The sequence below is a fragment of the Asticcacaulis benevestitus DSM 16100 = ATCC BAA-896 genome (genome assembly GCF_000376105.1).
Taxonomy (GTDB): Bacteria; Pseudomonadota; Alphaproteobacteria; order Caulobacterales; family Caulobacteraceae; genus Asticcacaulis; species Asticcacaulis benevestitus.
Window position 1 is genome coordinate 45,742 of sequence record NZ_AQWM01000021.1, and the last position, 14,697, is coordinate 60,438.

At 59.1% G+C, this 14,697-nt stretch carries 12 protein-coding genes; 5 read left to right on the top strand and 7 right to left on the bottom strand.

Annotation, left to right across the window (positions count from 1 at the left end; translation table 11 throughout):
- Window positions 1-2 precede the first annotated feature (2 nt).
- Complete coding sequence (locus tag B060_RS0116795) at window positions 3-1,058, top strand: stage II sporulation protein M (protein WP_018082970.1); 1,056 nt, start codon at window positions 3-5, stop codon at window positions 1,056-1,058.
- The gene (locus B060_RS0116800) at window positions 1,058-1,978 is read left to right on the top strand and encodes an RDD family protein (RefSeq protein ID WP_018082971.1); all 921 of its coding nucleotides are present in this window, start codon (window positions 1,058-1,060) and stop codon (window positions 1,976-1,978) included. Before B060_RS0116795 ends, B060_RS0116800 begins: the two co-directional genes overlap by 1 nt.
- A gap of 235 nt (window positions 1,979-2,213) precedes the next feature.
- Here B060_RS0116800 and B060_RS0116805 read toward each other — a convergent pair whose 3' ends face one another.
- The 4 genes from B060_RS0116805 to B060_RS0116820 all read right to left on the bottom strand — a co-directional run bounded on the left by B060_RS0116805 (window position 2,214) and on the right by B060_RS0116820 (window position 7,148).
- Entirely contained in the window at window positions 2,214-2,963 is a 750-nt protein-coding gene (locus tag B060_RS0116805) for a hypothetical protein (RefSeq protein WP_018082972.1), read from the bottom strand.
- A 68-nt stretch (window positions 2,964-3,031) separates the two neighbouring features.
- Window positions 3,032-4,114: a LacI family DNA-binding transcriptional regulator gene (locus B060_RS0116810; protein WP_018082973.1), complete on the bottom strand. Its 1,083-nt coding sequence runs from the start codon at window positions 4,112-4,114 to the stop codon at window positions 3,032-3,034.
- Between the two features lie 481 nt (window positions 4,115-4,595).
- Complete coding sequence (locus tag B060_RS0116815) at window positions 4,596-5,462, bottom strand: glycoside hydrolase family 16 protein (protein ID WP_018082974.1); 867 nt, start codon at window positions 5,460-5,462, stop codon at window positions 4,596-4,598.
- 81 nt (window positions 5,463-5,543) lie between these two features.
- Window positions 5,544-7,148, bottom strand: coding sequence for a sodium:solute symporter family transporter (locus B060_RS0116820; RefSeq protein WP_018082975.1), 1,605 nt, complete (start codon window positions 7,146-7,148; stop codon window positions 5,544-5,546).
- 142 nt (window positions 7,149-7,290) lie between these two features.
- Here B060_RS0116820 and B060_RS0116825 point away from each other — a divergent pair, with 142 nt between their 5' ends.
- The 3 genes from B060_RS0116825 (at window position 7,291) to B060_RS24985 (ending at window position 10,788) form a co-directional block, all read left to right on the top strand.
- On the top strand, window positions 7,291-9,195 hold the full coding sequence (locus tag B060_RS0116825) for a S9 family peptidase (RefSeq protein ID WP_051081103.1): 1,905 nt from the start codon (window positions 7,291-7,293) through the stop codon (window positions 9,193-9,195).
- Window positions 9,196-9,253: 58 nt separating this feature from the next.
- The gene (locus B060_RS0116830) at window positions 9,254-9,769 is read left to right on the top strand and encodes a mismatch-specific DNA-glycosylase (protein WP_018082977.1); all 516 of its coding nucleotides are present in this window, start codon (window positions 9,254-9,256) and stop codon (window positions 9,767-9,769) included.
- An 89-nt stretch (window positions 9,770-9,858) separates the two neighbouring features.
- On the top strand, window positions 9,859-10,788 hold the full coding sequence (locus B060_RS24985; protein ID WP_018082978.1) for an NUDIX domain-containing protein: 930 nt from the start codon (window positions 9,859-9,861) through the stop codon (window positions 10,786-10,788).
- Window positions 10,789-11,180: 392 nt separating this feature from the next.
- Here the strand turns inward: B060_RS24985 and B060_RS0116845 are convergent, their stop codons facing one another.
- The 3 genes from B060_RS0116845 to B060_RS0116860 all read right to left on the bottom strand — a co-directional run bounded on the left by B060_RS0116845 (window position 11,181) and on the right by B060_RS0116860 (window position 14,675).
- Window positions 11,181-11,741, bottom strand: a complete 561-nt coding sequence (locus B060_RS0116845; RefSeq protein ID WP_018082980.1) for an OmpA family protein — start codon at window positions 11,739-11,741, stop codon at window positions 11,181-11,183.
- Window positions 11,742-11,970: 229 nt separating this feature from the next.
- Entirely contained in the window at window positions 11,971-12,369 is a 399-nt protein-coding gene (locus B060_RS27305) for a hypothetical protein (protein ID WP_157405664.1), read from the bottom strand.
- Between the two features lie 761 nt (window positions 12,370-13,130).
- Window positions 13,131-14,675 carry a tetratricopeptide repeat protein gene (locus B060_RS0116860; protein ID WP_035423414.1) on the bottom strand — a complete coding sequence of 515 codons (1,545 nt, stop codon included), beginning with the start codon at window positions 14,673-14,675 and terminating at the stop codon, window positions 13,131-13,133.
- Window positions 14,676-14,697: the final 22 nt, after the last annotated feature.

Below are 14,697 nucleotides of genomic sequence, written 5' to 3' on the forward strand. Positions count from 1 at the left end.
GAATGACCGATCAGCCGATCCCGCACACCGCCGCACCAAAGCCCGTTCTGCGTCTTAAGAGCCAGAAATTTCGCGAGGCCCGTCAGGGAGACTGGCGCGCTTTGTCGAGCCAGCTCGACAAGGTCGAGAAACGTGGCCTTGGCAGTTTCTCCATCGAGGAACTGCTCAACCTGCCGGTCCTCTACCGTTCGGCCATGTCGTCTTTGTCGATGGCGCAGTCGATCTCGCTTGACCGCAACATGATCACCTATCTGCAGGCCCTGTGCGTGCGCGCCTATGTTTACGTATACGGTCCTCAGACCCGCTTGAAGGACGTCCTCAAAGGCTTCTTCATCCACGCCTGGCCGTCGGCTGTGCGTCAGTTGGCGCGTGAGATCGCTCTGACCTTTACGATCTTTGTCACCGGTATTCTTGCCGGCTGGCTGTTATGCAGCCACGATTCAAGCTGGTATGGCCTTCTTTTGCCGGGGGAGCAGGGGAGCCGCGATGTCGGCTCTTCGGCGGCGGAGTTGCGCAAGACCATCGGCGACGGCGGGGATCATGCCCTTTCGCCGTTTGCCGTTTTTCTGATGACCCACAATGTCGGGGTCGCTATCTCGACCTTTGCGCTTGGCGCCTTTTTCGGCCTGCCGACCTTCGCGCTCATCCTCTATACGGGCATCACCATGGGCGCCATGGTCTGGCTGTTCGCACAGAAGGGCATGGGCGTTGAATTTGCCGGCTGGCTGACGATCCATGGCACGACTGAACTTTTTGCCATCATCATCGCCGGCGCCTGTGGTTTCCATATCGCGCGGCGCCTGATGTTTCCGGGTGATGCCAGCCGCCGCACAGCCCTTGCCGAAGCTGGCCTTCTTACTGGTACGGCCATGATCGGCGTTGCCATCATGCTGACCATCGCGGGGTGTCTGGAAGGCATCGGTCGCCAGACGATCACCGACACGATGGTGCGCTTTGCCATAGGCCTCGTCATGCTGACCATCTGGTGCCTCTATTTCACGGGGGTCGGCCGCGGCAAGGCCGCGACCGACCGCTTTGGCAAGAGCGGGGACGCCTGATGGCCAAGCGCGAAAAACGCGACCTGATCGGCGATGCGCCCTACGGCGAATATGGCCGTACTGCCAGCGAAATCCTGACGCCCGAAGGCGTGATCCTGCCCTTTATCAACGCCACGTTTGGCGAGCGGGTAGGGGCCTTGGTCATCGACATCCTGATCATGATCGTGGTGCCGATACTTGTCCTTATCGTCTGGTTGATCCTGCCGCTGGAGCATGTCTTCGAAGATAACAAGAACAAGGCGTTGGCGTCCTTCCTGCAGATCATCGCCTTGTTCTTCCTGTTCTTTTTGCGGTCTGGTTACTTCATCTTTTTCGAGATGGGCGCGCGCGCTGCCACACCTGGCAAGCGCGCCATGAAGTTGCGTGTCATCTCGCAGGACGGTGGTCGCCTGACGCCTGCGGCGGTCTTTACGCGTAACGCCATGCGCGAGGTTGAGCTCTACCTGCCGGTACCTCTGGTCTTCGTCATGGTCGCAGGCAGTCATAGTCTTGGCGCCTGGCTGGCCGGCCTGTGGGCGCTGGGCATGCTTCTTTTGCCCCTGTTCAACACGCAGCACGCGCGGCTGGGTGATTTCCTGGCCGGTACCCGCGTGGTGCATATGCCCAAGGCGTCGCTCAGCTATGACCTGGCCGATCTCGAAAGTGATCGTGGGCTTGGCATCAGCTTTACGCCGGAGCAACTGGCCTATGGCGAGATGGAGCTGAGTGTGCTGGAGCAGGTCTTACGTGAGCGTAAAACTACGGTCATGCGGGCGGTGGCCGTGAAGATCAAGGCGCGCATCGGCTGGGTCGATCCCCAAAACGATGCGCCGAACGACGAGAGCTTTCTTCGGGCCTATTACGGCGCGCTGCGCGCGCATCTGGAGAGCCGGATGTTGCTCGGCAAACGCCGCAAGGATAAGAACGCAGCGCCGGTCTAGCCCGATGAAGGCTTATATCCGGCCTCTGGATCCCTTACCCAAAAGGGTGATGACAAGGACAGGTTCCAAGCGCGGTGGGAAGCTATAGATGACGGGCGTGGGCTGGTCGTCGTTGAAGGGCAGACTTAGGCGTGCCTGATCCCATCACATCGGTGGCGAATGGCGCTATGTCGCTCGAGGCGGGCGCTTTGTCTGCAAATAGGGCGAGGGTGGGCTTGGACGGGGCAGTGTTTGCTTATTCAAATACGGACGCGGTTTGTTCGGGATCGCGTTTGTCCTTGCTTTCGCGCAAGGTGACGTAGATGGCGGCGTAAAGCACATTGCCGAACACGCCCAGGATGTCGGTGGCGGCGGTGGTCAGCGGCGTCAGGATGGTGTGTGGCAGCAAGGACATCTGCATTGAGCCCGCCACCATGCCGGTGAGTATGGCGACGACAATGCCGCTCAGCAGGCCTATCAGGAAGATCGAGCCGCGGTGGTTGCGCGTCAGGAACAAGGAGCGCTTGAGGGCGCCGATGACGCCCAGATGGCGTTCTCCGACGTAGCATGGGATAACCACACTTAGTCCCAGGCTGAGGATGATGCCGGGTATGATGAGGGCGATGAAGCCAAGCCCGATCCACAAGGCGCTCAAGATCGAAATCGCCAGGATGGGCAAGGCGTTGTGCAGAGCGCTGGCGATAATCTGGTTGATACGGGGCGTTTTGCCGACAGCGCGCAGAATGGCGACCTCGGTGACCATCGATATATTGAGCAGGTACAAAAAGATGCCCAGCAGGACGACCACGAGACCAACCCAGGACGAGGTTATCGAGGTGAAGACATTGTTGTAGGCATCGTCGATATCGGCATAGATATTACCGATGAAGCTCAAGGCGAGGTCGGGCAGGACATAGCTCAGCAGGCCGAGCAGAAAGATCAGCGGAAAATTTTCGCTAAGCAGTTTGAAAAAACGACTGAAAGCGATTGAAGACGAGAAGGTCATGTCATGCCCCGATGAAATGTCCCTAGATGCTGTGTCGCAGGGTAGGACGCTCTTGACCCCGTGCCAAGCTATTTCGTCTTGCCGCGGCGCAACGGCGCGGTTGACGAGCGCAGGACGATATCATGCGGCAGGATTTGATGCGGGGCCGGATCGGGCCAGGAGTTGCCGTTGAGGGATGGACCGCCCAGTGGCGACAGGCGTGTGAACAGAAGATCTCCGGCGGCGGCGCCCAGTTTTTCGACCGGTTGACGGACCGTGGTCAGGGATGGCCACAGCATTTCTGAGGTTGAAATGTCATCGAAACCAACGATCGAGCAGTCGTCGGGCAGTTTCAGGCCCATTTCGTGCGCCACAGTGATGACAGCGGCCGCCATTTCATCATTGCTGGCGAAGATGGCGGTGGGGCGATCCGAACGGTCGAGCAGGCGGTGTGCGCCCGGCATGGCGGCATGATAGCGGAATTCGCCGTCTTCAATCAGGGCTGGATCGATCGTTAGGCCGGCCTCGTGCATGGCCTGTTCAAAGCCGGCAAAGCGCAAGATTGTGGCGGAGTGGTTGGGCAGGCCGCGGACAAAGCCGATGCGGCGATGGCCAAAAGCCAGCAGGTGCTGCGTCAGCTGGTAGGCGGCGCGTTTTTCATCTATTTTGACCGAGGGCAGGTGGCGCAGTTCGGTCACAGGAGCCACGCGGACATAGGGTACGCCGGCGTCATCGAGCACGCCCAGGACCGTTTCGTTGTCGGTGAGGGGGGCGGTCAGCACGGCACCATCGAGCTTGAGCCGACGGACCAGATCACGGGTGCGACGCTCGATTTCGGGGCTTTGATAGTCCAGTTCCTCGACCACCAGGTGGTAGCCGAAATAGTGGCATCGGCTAAGCAGGCCGATCTGGACGTCGCTGGTATAGGCGCCGCCGGGATCGCCGTAAAGCTGAGCCACGACGTAGGATTTTTCCGGCGTCAGGCTGCGCATGCCGCGCGCTGATTCATTGGCCTCGAAGCCTAGCTCGTTGACGGCTTGCCTGACGCGGTCGCGCATGGCGGCCGACACATGTGGCTCGTCGTTGATGACGCGTGATACGGTTTTGATGGACACGCCGGCGCGGGAGGCGACATCAATGATAGTGGGCTTGCGGTCGGAGATGTCGGCCATGATGTCTTTGTCTGGAGTTTTTTGTAGAGATACCACGCGGCGCAATAGGCCGCAATAGGCAGTGTGGCGATGTAACGCACTGATATTGATGAGAAAATCTCGTACAGCGAGGCGTGCGTGACGTCTTTTGTGGACAAAATTGGCTCGTTTGTCTGGCGTTATTGTCAGTTTAACAGGACAATAATTTCACATTTTAATAAAAATTATTTCATAAATATAAATAAAAATATCATATAATGCAGTATATTAGGAAAAATTCGTCCCCGTAATTTACATTGACAACGTTGTCACAACTTGTTGACCTTTGTTTGAATTTTTGCTTAGTCTGGAAACGTCGCAGAACGCCCCTTGCAAGACGGGACGCAGTCTGCCGATCTGCCTCGACATGAATTTGGGGGTGGGGTGTCGCCACGGAACAACAGTCGTGTCGACAACACAAAGCGCCTCCTGAGTTCCCGAGACTCAGGAGGCATCTTTTTTTTCAGGGCTTCTGATAGACGCGCACATAATCGATCTTGAACTGCCACGGCATCGTCGTGTCATCAACGCCGGTCTTGCCGCCGAAATCACCGCCGACCGCCAGGTTGAGGATCAGCATGTGGGCGCGGTTGAAGGGCCAGCTCGCCTTGTCGGCCTTGCCATCATTGCGGAATTCAAAGAAGAAGCGGCCATCTACACCTTCCTTGATGGCGTCGGGTGTCCACAGGAGGCTGTAGGTATGCCATTCGCCACAAACGGCCGGCATGGCCTTCAATATGCCCTTTTGCGTGCCCTTGACGTGGTTGTAGGCGCCGGTGTGGACGGTGTGATAGATGACGTCCTTGTCCCATCCCACATATTCCATGATGTCGATCTCGCCGTCGTCGGGCCAACGCATGTTCTCCATGGCGGGCAGTTGCCAGATGGCCGGCCAGGTGCCGAGGCCGCAGGGCAGTTGCGCCCGCACTTCGACATAGCCGTAGGTGTAGGTGGTCTTCGATAACAGTCGGGCAGAGCTATAAGGCTGGCCGCCCCAGTCGGCCTTGTCCTTCAGGTCTTCCTTGCGGGCTTCTATGACCAGATGGCCGTCTTCAACGCGTGAATTTTCTGGTCTCGCGTCGGCATAATATTGCGCTTCGTGATTGGCCCAGCCGTGCTTGTTGGCCTGGGTATCGTAGCGCCACAGCCTTGCATCCGGCAGGCCCGGGGAGGCAAATTCATCCGACCAGGCGAGCTTGTAACCTTGGGGCACGCCGCCGGGTTCATCGATGCTGAGGGTGTCGGCTGCCGGCTTCACCGACGGGTCGGCCAAAGCGACCAGAGGCAGGACAAGGCCTGCGAGGGGGATCAGTTTTATGAACGACAGCATGCGGTTAACTCCCTGAGAGCGTTCGGTTTGGTGTTGCACACCCTGCCTTTGCGGCTTGATCAGAAGGCTACCAGATTATGGTTACGCAAACCAGACCACAATGGCGCCGGTCAGGAGCAGGAGCGCTACGCTGAGATAGCGATAGTTCTGATACCATTTGACCGTTTTCAGATGCTCTGTTTCGGCCTTCCACACGTCTTTGGCAAACATCATGTGCCCGACGACGGCCGGATCGGGCGGCGGTGCGGTGAGGCTGCCCAGGAAAAGCGCCACCAGGGAAATCGCAAAAATGACAATCGCAGCGACAAGAAAATGCAAGGGGATGGCGTGGAAGACCTCGACCCCGAAGAACAGCACAAAACTGGAGATCGTCCCGACCACCAGCGCGGCGCCGGCGCCTGGCACATTGGCGCGCTTGATGAACAGGCCGGCGATGAAGACCGCGGCGATCGGCGGGACGAAGTAGCACAAGATGGCTTGCAGATAGGACCACAGGTCACCGAAATGGACGATCTGCGGTGCCCAGACAATCGAGATGGCCATCAGCACAACGGTTGTCAGCTGTCCGGTCCGTATCAGCGCCATCTCACTCATGCCGGGACGCAATTTGCGTATAAAGTCCATGGTCAGGAGGGTGGAGGTCGAGTTGTAGATACCCGACAGATTGGCCAGAATCGAGATCAGGCAGGCGGCGAGGATCAGCCCGACCAGTCCCGGTGGCATGACCCCGAAAACGATATGTGAAAAGACCTGGTCGGGATTGTCGAGTTTTGGAAACAAAAGCACGGCCGCAGCACCCGGGATGATGACGAGAAACAGATTGGTCAGTTTCATGGCGCCGCCCATCAAGGACCCCCAACGGCCGTGATCGAGCGACTTGGCCGCCAGAACACGCTGCACCATGATCTGGTTGGCGCACCAGAAATAAAATCCGATCAGGGGCACGCCGGTTAAGAGGCCCGTCCACGGCATCGAGGGATCACTGGCCGGCATGATCAGCTTTAGGTGTGTGGGATCTAGCGTCTGCATCACATGGGTCCAGCCGCCGGTGACGCTGCCGCCGCCTACGGCCTTGAAGGTAAAGAAGGCGAGGCTGGCGCAGGTGATCACGAGGATCATACCCTGCACGGATTCGACCATGATGACGGCACGCAGGCCTCCCGCGATCAGGAAGGCGCCCGCCAGTACGGCCAGCAGGGCGCACACCTGCCAGAGTGGCCAGTCGGGGAACATGATCTGGAACAGTACCGCTCCGGCGAACAGCCCGCCCGCGGCGTCCAGAAAGACGCCGAGCGCCACACCGAGGGCCGACACATAGGTTCGGACAAACTTGCCGTATCTCAGTTCGAGAAACTCAGGCACGGTGAAGACCTGCGATCTTATATAGGTCGGCAGCACAAAGGCGCAGAAGATAGTCAGCACGATCGCCGCCATCCATTCGTAATTGTAGACCGCGATACCGTGGGCGTAGGCCGATCCGGTCAGGCCTACGAGCGAGGTGGCGGAAATGGTCGAGGCATAGAGCGCAAAGCCGATCCTGGGCCATGAGGCCGAATTACCGGCGAGGAAGTGATCGCGCGCCAGCTTCATGCGTTTGCGATCGCGCAGGCCCAGCAGGATCAGCCCGCCGATATAGGCGCAGAAGATGCCGATATCGAGCCAGGTAAGATGTTGCGTCAAGGGCATGATGCCTCTCTCCCCCCATTATTGCGCCAACCTATCGGATTCCGGCATAGGTGCAAGTGTCGTCAGCCTGAGGGATGATATCGCTTGAAACTGTCAGGCCACGGTCTATGGTCATGGATCCGTCCTATATGGAGTGTATCCTGTGAGCTTTATCGCCGCCCTTGCCTTGTCTGCCGCGCTTTCCGGCGATGTCGCCACCTTGCATAAATATGACGGTCTGTCCCTGTCGCCCGACGGCAAGACCCTTGCCACCTTCGAATCCGCCGCAACCGTGGGCTCGGTCGCATCTGTGCATTCCCTGCTGACCCTGCGCGATACGTCCGGCAAGATTATCGCCACGAACGATCCGTGTGCCGAGTGCAAGTATGACGCGCTTGCCTGGTCGCCGGACAGTCTGGCCCTGGCCTTTCTGGCGGCTGATCGCAAGTCCGGCGTGACCACGCTCTATGTGCTGGAGGGCAAGACCGCGCGCGTCGTGACGACGATCAAGGGCAATGCCGGTAGGCCACGCTGGTCGCCCGATGGCAAGACCCTGGCGGTGCTGGCAACGGTCGGCGCGCGTAAGGAAACCGGCGCGACGCAAGCGGGCGCAGCGCTCGTGGGTGAAATCGGCGTGGCGGGCGCTATCGACGAACAGCGTATCGCCACCGTGCCGGCGGCAGGCGGCGACTTAAGTTTTGTGTCGCCCGCGGATACCTGGGTCTATGAATATAGCTGGCTGCCGGATGGCAGCGGTTTTGTCGGCACCGCCGCCAAGGGCGACGGTGACAACAACTGGTGGACGGCGAAACTGGAAGCTTTTGGGCGCGACGGTTCGGAGCGGGTGATCGCTGCGCCGAAGCTGCAGATGAATATGCCGAAGGTCTCGCCTGATGGTCAGAACGTCCTCTTTATCGGCGGTCTGATGAGCGATTTTGGCGTGGTGGGCGGCGACGTTTACAGCGTACCCTTGACAGGCGGAGAATTGCGCAACCTGACAGCGGATTATAAGGCCAGCTTCACCAGCTTGAGCGTAACGAAAAGCGGCGTGCTGGCGACCCTGATCAGCGGCGGCGATACCGGTGTGGCGCGCATCGATCCGCTCAAGGGTGGTGTAAGCGTCCTATCGAGCGGCCCGGTGTCATCCAGTGCCGGCGAGGGGCGCATGGCCTTCGATGCTGCGGGTACCACGGCTGCGGCTGTGGTGGAAAGTTTTACCCAGGCGCCGCGCATCGCTTTTGGCAAGCCTGGGGATCTGAAGCCGGTGACCTCTGACAATGACGCGGTGACGGTGTCGTTCTCGGCCAAGAGCGTCACCTGGACGCACGATGGGTACGAGGTGCAGGGCTGGCTGCTCGCCCCCGCCGATGTGGAAAAAGGCAAGACCTATCCCATGGTCACCATCGTCCATGGCGGCCCGGCCTCGGCGGTCACGCCGCGCTTTTCGGCGTCCGGTTCGATGTATGAACTGTTGAAAGGCGGCTACTATATTTTCCAGCCCAATCCGCGGGGATCGTTCGGGCAGGGCCAGGCTTTCACCCGCGCCAATGTGCGTGATTTCGGCGGGGCGGATCTGGGCGATATCCTGTCGGGCATCGACGCGGTGGAGAGAATAGCGCCGGTCGATGACAAGCGCCTGGGTGTCTTTGGCCATTCCTACGGCGGCTTCATGACCATGTGGACCGTGACGCACTCCAAGCGGTTCAAGGCGGCCGTAGCCGGCGCCGGCATCGCCAACTGGATCAGCTATTACGGCCAGAATGGCATCGACCAGTGGATGATCCCCTTCTTCGGCGCCTCGGCTTATGACGATCCGGCGATCTACGACAAGCTGTCGCCGATCCGCTACATCAAGAACGCGGTGACGCCGACCTTTATCTATGTCGGCGAGCGCGATGTCGAATGTCCGCCGGCCCAATCCATGGAGATGTGGCACGGATTGAAGGCGCAGGGCGTACCGACCTCTTTGGTTATCTATGAAGGCGAGGGGCACGGCATCCGCAAACCGGAACATATCCGCGATCTGAACAACCGCATCACCGGCTGGTTCGATACCTATCTGAAATAGGCCTGAAATAGGCCGAAAATAGCCTTGTATCAGGGCGCGCCTAGCCTAAATGACAGCCATGGATAAGTTCGGTTCGCTTCCACCTGATCATGTGCCAGACCTCCTGGCGCCGGGTCTGAAGGTGGTGTTTTGTGGCACGGCTCTGGGCCGCGTCTCGGCGGAACAGCGCGCCTACTACGCCAATCCGGGCAACTTCTTCTGGCGCGCTCTGCATGAGGCGGGTTTGACGCCGCAGCGGATCAAACCGCAGGACTATGCCCGATTGCTCGATTACGGTATCGGCCTGACGGACCTGTGCAAGGCCCATTTTGGCAATGACAACCAGTTGCCGCAAGGTGCGCTCGACGCGGCGGCCCTGCGCACCAAAATCGAGCTTTATCAGCCGGAGGTTCTGGCTTTCACCAGCAAGACCGGTGCGAGTGTCTTGCTCAATCGCCCGACGGGCCGCATCCCACTCGGTTTTCAGCCGGAGCAGATCGGCCGCACGCGCCTCTGCGTGCTGCCGTCGCCATCGGGCCAGGCGCGCGTCTACTGGAGCTCCCAGGCGTGGCAGGATCTGGCGGACGCGCTGTGATGCGCTTTGGGTGTGTGATCCCCCGATGCTCTTGCTCTTGAGGGTCGATCATGTCTTTTGGCGTTTCGAACCCACAAAGGACCTACCCAATGACGCTTGACGCTTCCCCGTTTGCGATTGCCGGACACTTCGCCCCCTTGTCACGCGAGGAGGCGGCTGTGATCCTGGACGTGTGTTCGCGTTACGGCCAGGTGGTCGTATGCATTACCGGCGCGGATTGCGCGCCTTCGACGCAAACGCCGTGGTCGGCAGGCGAACGTGAAGCCATGATCCGTGCCGTACTGGGGCCGTTGGCGGAGCGTGTGACGTTCCATCACGTCCGTGACCGCCGATATCGTTCCGATCTGGCGTCTAAATCCGCGGTCGAAACCGTAGCGATGGAAAGCCTGCCGGATATTGCCGCGCCCATCCGCGCCGCTTTTCTGCGCGAGGGGCCGGGCGGTGTGCGGGATTTGGTGCCGGAGGCCGTTCTTGCCTGGCTGCAGGCATTTGCGTCAACGCCCGCTTTTGCGCACCTGCACGCCGAGCAGGTCTATATCGACGACTATCGCAAAAGCTGGGCGGTGTCGCCCTATCCGCCGATCCTGGTCACGGTGGATGCGGTGATTGAACATGGTGACCACGTTCTTCTGGTCAAACGTGGTGGGCAACCGGGGCGGGGACAGTGGGCCTTGCCAGGCGGCTTTCTCAATGACGATGAAACCCTGCTTGCGGCGGCGGTTCGCGAGGTGCGAGAGGAAACTGGCCTCGATCTGGCGCCAGAGGCTATTGCCCAGCATCTTCTTGGCAGCCAGGTTTTTGACGATCCGAAGCGTTCGGCGCGCGGCCGCACCCTAACGCACGCCTATCATTTCCGCTTTTCGCAGGGTGAGGTGCCCAAGGTTGAGGCCGCCGATGATGCTGAAGAGGCAGTTTGGGTACCCGTGGCGACACTCGAGCGTCTACGTGACCAGATCTTTGAGGACCATGGTGATATTCTCAACGCCTTTGGGCTTACGACGTCTGCGGGTGATATGTAAGTCCTGCGGGCGGGCAGGGTGTCGACCAAGGGACTACAGCCATCGGCGGGTGCTTTGAGTGCAATCACCCACCCATCTTTGTTGTAGACAGGATGGGGATCTTTCCATGCAGGGCTGCGGATCGGCAGGTCAGGGTGCCCCACGCAGCGCGAGGATCCTGCCTCGCAAGTCCGCGCTTTGCGGTGCCATCAGGGGGCGCCGTTCTGACCGCTTTTGAGAGATGCTCGAGGTGTTCGGCGCTGGCACTCGTCTTCGTTGCGTGGTCGTCGCGGCCGTGAACCGCAGTGACCGATTTCATGCCCGCCTCACCCGACCAGGGGAAGCGCACCGACACGTCCAGGAAGCGCGCTTGGGCCTGGGCGAACCTGGCTCACAGCGCGCTTTTGTCTTGATTAGGACAGCACCACGATCACGACACGACGGTTGGCGGAGCGGCCTTCGGATGTGGTGTTCGGTGCCACCGGGTGTTCGGCGCCGTAGGAGATGGACGCCATGCGAATTAGCGCGACCCCTTGTGTGTTGAGGAAACGGCGAACGCTGTCGGCGCGTTCGGTGCCAAGCCTATAGTTTAGATCGTCTGTGCCGGTCGCATCGGTATAGCCCTGGATCTCGAGAAACACGTTTTTGTTGTCAGCCTTCAGGCGGTCAGCAAGTTGCGTCAGGCTTGCCTTGGCCGCGTCAGATAAGACAGCCTTACCACTGTCGAACTTGACCGAGTCGTCGCTGAGCACGATGGAATAGACGAACTTGCCTTCGGCCAGCTTGCCAGCAGAGGTGGCGCGGTCAAGGGCTTCCTGGGTTGTTTTGTCAAGCTGACCCAGGTGCGCATCCTGACCATCAAGCCGGCTGTTCACGCCAGTAATTTTGGTATCGACATATTTGTGGCTCGCGCACGCCGAAAGCGAGAGCATCAGGGGCAGGGCCAGGAGAAGAGCGGATTTCAGAGGTTTCATTGTATACCTATATTTTTCTAAGTAGGCCCGCCGGCCGTAAGATGTCTGGCACGTCAGCCTGAGCTTAAACTCAGAGAAACCAGTCATCTTGGCGGCGAGCGGGCCCTTTTTGTCCGACGACCAAAGACGGTGCCGGAAGGCGTTTGAAGTCACGTGTGCGTCGACAGTGGCGCGATGTCCGCGTCAACGCAGGGACCACACGACGCATGTGTGAGCCCGTTGGAGAGGTTTATTTTGGAGCCGGCGTATCTGACGGTGTTGTTGGCTGGGCGTCGGTTGAGGCAGAACCTGCTGCCGTCTGTGACGTGGCTGAACTACAAGCCGTTGCAGGTGACCCAGGGACCTTGGCAGTTTGATCGGTGGCAGGGGGCGGGGTGGCCGAACTGCCGGACGTGGCCGCGATAACGGGCGTAGTCGAGGTCGCGCCAGCGCATGTTGCGGTGGCGTCTCCCGTGGCTGTTGCGGCGGGAGCTGCCGCCACGGCGGTTGATGAATCCTGGGCGGACGCGTTCGCCGCTTCGGATTTCGGCGCGTTCTGCGCGATAGGGTCGGTGGGTGAGGCAGCATGAGAGAGTGCCGCCGCGCCGATAGCGATTGTAATCGACGAAGCAAAAACCAGTTGTTTCATATTTCTAGCCAACATTTGCACATTCCTTCTAAATTTGACGGGCGTCGTTAGAGATATATTCGCAGTTGCAGCAAATTGGTGATAATTTATCGTTAACCTTTAGTCAATACGTTATTGCAAGTGATGTTAGAAATTACTGATAAATAAATTACACCGACAATTTAACTTAAAATTGGCCAATCATTACACGGTATTTACTTATTTTACTTACATCTATCAAATGGTTAATGAGGTATTAATTTTGCATAACCGCGACATTTGAACGGAATTGCGGCTTTATTTAGTCGCTTTTTAGGGGAATTATCAGATCCGGGTGCGCTGTCTCCGAGCCCGGTCTTTTTCAGGTCTAGACCGTAAATTGCGCGCCTGAGACCTATCTGCCCGGGAGGAGCATTTTGATCGGGCTTTCATTGCCGCTCCGCGTCGCAACCTTGTAAGGTCGTTTGACCGCCGGCATGTCGCTATGCCTTGGGTCTTGGGTCTTGGGTCTTGGGCCTTGGGTGCAAGTTTGCATGGGCCGACGGGACTTAAGCCGCCTAAAGTCCGGGTAGGGGCAAGACGGTTTCAGAAGGCTTCGATCTGGCGCAACCGATCAGATAGGGTTGTCTTGAGCAAAATTGCGGCTCTGGCCGCGTGCGGGGGCGGCTGAAGGCGCGCGCCGCGATAGGATTGGCCGGCGCGCACTGAGTGTTCTTACCGCCACTATGAAGACGCCTAAAAAGGCCTGTTGACGGGTCGTATCGCGGCGGATTGTCGCGACTTCAGGACTTTGCTCCGCGGCCGCGCAAGATCGACAGTTGGGTTGTGGCGTTCCCATTGGTGGGGTCGAGCTTAAGTGATTGCGTGTACGCCTTTATGGCGTCCGATGTTTGTTCGTTTTTGGCATAGGCCTCTCCAAGGCTATCAAAGGCATTGCCGCTGGAGGGGTAGAGGCGCGTGGACAGTTCAAAGACACGGACGGCTGCCTTCCGTCGGCCCAGGGCCAGCAATCTGTAGCCCCAGTCATTGAGTTCGCTTTCTGAAAGCGTAAACTCTGGCGTTCGTTGTTTCAATTGCTGATAGTCAGCCTCGATCGTGGCAAAGTCGTTTCTGGCGGCATGGGCGGCCAGGTCTTCCCGCGTTGCGGGCGCGACGGCCCCCTTGTGGAGTTCGCCCGTCATCATGTGGAGCGGTGCCTGGTTTTCGCGCGGTGTTCGGCTGAGGAAGGCAAGGGACGGCGCATCGGCTTTTAAATAGGCGTCGAGAAAATGAAGGACATACGTCTCCATCCACCCAAACGCTGTCGACATTTCATCCTTGTCGAATTCGCGGTAACGGTCATCGGGTAAGAGGCGCTGGTCAAAGACCGACGAGAAGTTCGGATGTTCGAGCGGGTTCAAGGTGACGCGATAGACGTCTGCGTAGATCATCTTGTTCAGAAAGCTTGTCGTCTCGTCCAGCCCTGCGGAAATATGTTCTATCTCCTTGGGCCGGGCCGCGACGTAAAGCAGGGGTGCTGTCAGGCGCGAGGGGGTCACATAAGGGGCTTTTGCGATCATCTCAGGCCAATAGCGAACCGATCCGTCCAGCGCGACAAGAGCGCCGATACGGCTATCCCTGGCCGCAGCGAAGACATTGGCGATGCCGCCCCAGCTATAGCCTATCACGCCAATTTTGCCAGGATCGGCCTGTGGCAATGCGTGCGCGTAGCCAATCAGGAATTCAATATCTCTCGCCTGCGCCTCGATGCCGTCGAGGTCCGTCGTCATCTCGCGCGCGCCTGCGCCGAAGCTCGGACTGGCGATCACAACATAACCGTGGCTTGCCAGGAACTCGCACAGATCGGCATTCTCGATCGCACCCGCACTCAAGCTGGGCGCGTACACAATGACGGGAAAGCGGCCGGGTAGAGCGGGTGCATCAAAATGGGCCAGCATCTTGGCGCTGAGTTCGTCATGGGCGCGCTCTTTCGACAGTCGGGCCGTCTGACCGACTATGAACGCCGTGTCAGCAGCCGATTGCTCTGTGGCGGACAGGTCGAATTTGTCATCGCTTGCGCCGAATTTGAGATAGTCGGCAAGCGTCATGGGGGCGCCGACGGATTCCGCCGGGTACCAAATCAGGGTCTGGATGGGGCGTGCGCGTTGATCTTGCTTTGGCGCTCCGGTGACCGGATCGGTCGCGCCGCCGTAGCCACGGCTGTAATCATATTGCGCAACCACGCGCAGGCCCACACCGTAGGAACCGGGCGCTATCTGTGTAAAGTTGGACGCCGACGCTGCGGACGGCAGAAGCAGGAAAAGGGCTATCAAGGTCAGCAGGCGCATGGGGCTATGTCTTTCGCTCATA

Coding starts and splice junctions, on each gene's coding strand:
- B060_RS27305 (WP_157405664.1), bottom strand. CDS start 12,369: ATGAAACAACTGGTTTTTGCTTCGTCGATTACAATCGCTATCGGCGCG.
- B060_RS0116810 (WP_018082973.1), bottom strand. CDS start 4,114: ATGGCCGACATCTCCGACCGCAAGCCCACTATCATTGATGTCGCCTCC.
- B060_RS0116820 (WP_018082975.1), bottom strand. CDS start 7,148: ATGCCCTTGACGCAACATCTTACCTGGCTCGATATCGGCATCTTCTGC.
- B060_RS0116830 (WP_018082977.1), top strand. CDS start 9,254: ATGGATAAGTTCGGTTCGCTTCCACCTGATCATGTGCCAGACCTCCTG.
- B060_RS24985 (WP_018082978.1), top strand. CDS start 9,859: ATGACGCTTGACGCTTCCCCGTTTGCGATTGCCGGACACTTCGCCCCC.
- B060_RS0116795 (WP_018082970.1), top strand. CDS start 3: ATGACCGATCAGCCGATCCCGCACACCGCCGCACCAAAGCCCGTTCTG.
- B060_RS0116805 (WP_018082972.1), bottom strand. CDS start 2,963: ATGACCTTCTCGTCTTCAATCGCTTTCAGTCGTTTTTTCAAACTGCTT.
- B060_RS0116860 (WP_035423414.1), bottom strand. CDS start 14,675: ATGCGCCTGCTGACCTTGATAGCCCTTTTCCTGCTTCTGCCGTCCGCA.
- B060_RS0116800 (WP_018082971.1), top strand. CDS start 1,058: ATGGCCAAGCGCGAAAAACGCGACCTGATCGGCGATGCGCCCTACGGC.
- B060_RS0116815 (WP_018082974.1), bottom strand. CDS start 5,462: ATGCTGTCGTTCATAAAACTGATCCCCCTCGCAGGCCTTGTCCTGCCT.
- B060_RS0116845 (WP_018082980.1), bottom strand. CDS start 11,741: ATGAAACCTCTGAAATCCGCTCTTCTCCTGGCCCTGCCCCTGATGCTC.